The following is a 3212-nucleotide window of genomic DNA, read 5'->3' on the forward strand; positions in this document are numbered from 1 at the left end:
GCCACATCAAAGTGACCATGAGGGGGGTAAAACGGAGTCTGGACAGGAAAGAAGCCGCCAAATTCGCACCGGTATTCGGCATTCACGGACCAGCCGGACGGTGAGGTCAGATCGCGCATGACTGCGTGACTCAGCTCCCGGCGAAAGTCTTCACCGGCGGCGCGGTAGTCTTCCAGCTCATCAGAAGACATGGTTTTCAGGACATCCAGAGTCAGTAACGTTTTCATTTCAGTCTCCTTATCGCCGCCCCGCAGGACGGCGTCTCCGTTATCAGGCAGCGTGTGAAGTCGGTTCGTCAGTGTCCGGGGCAGCATGTGCATCGTCCGGCTTTGCGGCATCCGGGGACTGCATCCAGCCCGGTACCCAGCGGGAGCCGGAGAGCCATTGTTCAGCATGGCTGGCAGCATCACCCTTCTTCATTTTTTCGGCATCCGAGGCGGCTCCGGTCAGCCCGGCCTCCTTCAGCGCCGCCACAATCTGGGCCTTGCTGAGCAGCCCGAGGAAGTTATCCGCTGTCGGCTGCCACCAGTCGCGCAGATGAAATCCCAGCGCCGCCTCCACGCCATCGAGGTCACTGCGGCGGGTATGTCCACATTCACGGGTCTGGACACCGTCTACGGAACAGGCAGTACAGAAGGCCATCAGCGACATCAGGGTCTGTCCGTCGAGGGTAAAGAAGGTGGTGAAATCATCCTCCCACCCCTCCGGCAGCAGGGCTTCCAGACGGGCTTTCTCCTGCATCAGATACCGCCATGCCTGACCTTCCTCTCCGGTCGGGGCTTCACTGGTCAGGCCGCTGTGATGCACCTCAAGGCGCAGGACAAACGGATGTCGGGTGGTGGTGCAGTAGCCAAACACGCAACTGCACAGCCGCCAGACCATCAGGGCCACGGCTTTCTGTGGCTGCTTAACCAGTTCGGCCTGAACCGCCAGAGTCCTTTCTGAAGACATTTTTTTCAGCAACGGCACGCTGATGCCCTCTGCCGCATCCGGGATACTGCGGGTGACAACATGTACGGCAGCCTGATCGCCACCGTGTTCCCCGACGTCAGAGACCGCCGTCTGGATCTTCTTCTGGACACCACGCTGGACGCAAAGCTCACCGTCATACAGACTGACCACCACGCCACAGGCCGCTTTCTGCTCCGGTGTCCACGCCCGAACCGATGCCGCATTTTCAATCTCATCAATCAGCACCTGAATCGCGGCTTCATCCTCAAAGGTTTCCGTTGCCTCCAGCGTGGCATACAGTTCATCAAGACGCTGCAGCTCCTCAGCGCTGAATTCCCCCTCCGGCGCCGGCAGCACCAGATAATGCTCCCGGTCATCGCCGTAGTTTCTGACGGATCCCTCACGAGCCAGTGACCATGACCAGCCTTCCTGTTGTTCGATGGCCAGCGCAGCCGCCGCCAGCTTCTCCTGAACCAGACGCTCAACCAGTACCCCGTCCGCCGTTCCGTCTCCCTCCTGGGCGCTGAACAGATCCTCACGCACCACGCCCCCGGCGGCCTCATACGCTTCACGACCGATAAACACAAAGCGGGAGTGGGTTACGGCGATTTCCGTATCCGTGATGGCCCGCTTCAGCAGGTGAGCGGGAGTACTGCCGTATGAGGTTTTCACCTGGTCATACACCTGCACCTGACGTGCCGGGTCGCTCTCCAGACTCAGGGCCTGACACTGCTCCACGTCGAGTTTGTCCTCTGCCAGCAGGGTGATCAATTCCGGGGCGAGGTTTGCCAGCTTCAGCATCCGCTGAACGTGACGGGCACTGTAGCCCAGCAGGTCCCCGATTTGAGCCGGGGTTTTCCCCTGTTCTGACAGGGTGCGGAACCCGCTGATTTGCTCTGCCGGATGCATGGCCACCCGCTGGTTGTTCTCGACCATCGAGGCGACCACCGCCAGGTCGTCACTGACACGCTTGACGACAACGAGATACCCGGCATCGATGCGCTGCTCGCTGAGCAACTGTTGCAAGGCGGCAAGACGGCGGCCACCTGCAGCCACCCCTGACATACCGTCCGGCAGCGAGTGAACCACCAGATTCTGGATCAGGCCGACCGCCATGATGGAGTCAGCCATCTCCCGGACACTGTCAGCCGGATAGGGGATCGTGCGAACGTTCAGCGGGGATTTGACCAGCGCCGACAGCGGCACCATCTCAACCTGAGCAGTCTCAAGCGCGGCTTTCAGGGCGGCGGATTCGGCAGGGTTCACCGATTTTTTGCTGGTTTTAACCGGCGCTTTTGCTTTAGACTCGGTCACTGACATAATTGATACCTCTCTGTTATTGATTACTGTCTGCCGGGCAGCGCTATCTGCCCGGCACCTCTTACTGCTTACTTCGTTTTGCGTACTCCGTAATCCCGGATGTAGCGGTTCATCATGTCCTCGCCGCCCGGTTCAAAATTCCAGACGCTCCAGATCATGCTGCCGTCATCCTGATGACGGACGACAAGGCGAAAATGGGTCCCCTGGTCATCTTCAATCGCCACATTCTGATACTGCGCTGCGACAACCTGAGCCTGCTCGCGGGTAAACGTGCCATCCGGCAGGGATTCAAGCGGGGACAAAACGTTATGGTCCATGTGTTTCTCCTTTTCTGCCCCGCCTGAACGGGGCGTCTTCATCGTGGTTTAAAAGGGCGCTTCATCATCCATTGGTGGGAAATCATCCGGGTGTGGCTGAGGCGGTTGCTGAGACGGGGCGGCGTCCTGACGGCCTTTCTTACCACCCTTTGCTTTCGGGGATTTAGTCGCGGCCTGAGCAGGTTGTGCCGGGGTGGCAGGACTCTGCGACTGCGCGGCGCTCTCAGGCACACCGGCTTCACGGCGGCCGCCGAGCATCTGCAGGGTGCCGTTCTGCCCGACCAGCACCTCGGTGACGTAGCGCGTGACTCCGGCATCGTCCTGCCAGTTGCGGGTGCGCAGCTGGCCCTCAATGTAGACCTGTGCGCCTTTACGCAGGTATTCGCCCGCCACTTCCGCGAGCTTGCCGAACATGACAACACGGTGCCACTCGGTGTTTTCGCGCATCTCTCCCGTCTGCTTGTCACGCCATGTTTCAGACGTGGCCAGCGTCAGATTGGCCACTGCGCCCCCGTTGGGCATGTAACGCACTTCCGGATCCTGTCCCAGATGTCCAACCAGAATGACTTTGTTAACGCCACGTGCTGCCATGATGAATCTCCTTAATCCGTTGTTTTGCCTTTT

Annotated in this window: 4 protein-coding genes; all 4 read right to left on the reverse strand. The window is 59.7% G+C overall.

Annotation, left to right across the window (positions count from 1 at the left end):
• Positions 1–227: conjugation system SOS inhibitor PsiB (gene psiB / locus HMPREF1024_RS00340; RefSeq protein ID WP_009310045.1), on the reverse strand; the 227-nt coding region annotated here is incomplete at its 3' end.
• Positions 228–270: 43 nt separating this feature from the next.
• Positions 271–2271 (reverse strand): ParB/RepB/Spo0J family partition protein, encoded by a 2001-nt coding sequence (locus HMPREF1024_RS00335; RefSeq protein ID WP_004194082.1) that lies wholly within the window; start codon positions 2269–2271, stop codon positions 271–273.
• 68 nt (positions 2272–2339) lie between these two features.
• Positions 2340–2588 carry a DUF905 domain-containing protein gene (locus HMPREF1024_RS00330; RefSeq protein ID WP_009310046.1) on the reverse strand — a complete coding sequence of 83 codons (249 nt, stop codon included), beginning with the start codon at positions 2586–2588 and terminating at the stop codon, positions 2340–2342.
• Between the two features lie 48 nt (positions 2589–2636).
• The gene (locus HMPREF1024_RS00325) at positions 2637–3179 is read right to left on the reverse strand and encodes a single-stranded DNA-binding protein (protein ID WP_004194623.1); all 543 of its coding nucleotides are present in this window, start codon (positions 3177–3179) and stop codon (positions 2637–2639) included.
• Positions 3180–3212: the final 33 nt, after the last annotated feature.

The organism is Klebsiella sp. 4_1_44FAA (assembly GCF_000238715.1).
Lineage (GTDB): Bacteria > Pseudomonadota > Gammaproteobacteria > Enterobacterales > Enterobacteriaceae > Klebsiella > Klebsiella pneumoniae.

What these genes read in the sequence shown, in the direction of transcription:
- HMPREF1024_RS00335 (WP_004194082.1), bottom strand. Translation starts at nt 2,271, where the DNA reads ATGTCAGTGACCGAGTCTAAAGCAAAAGCGCCGGTTAAAACCAGCAAA.
- HMPREF1024_RS00330 (WP_009310046.1), bottom strand. Translation starts at nt 2,588, where the DNA reads ATGGACCATAACGTTTTGTCCCCGCTTGAATCCCTGCCGGATGGCACG.
- HMPREF1024_RS00325 (WP_004194623.1), bottom strand. Translation starts at nt 3,179, where the DNA reads ATGGCAGCACGTGGCGTTAACAAAGTCATTCTGGTTGGACATCTGGGA.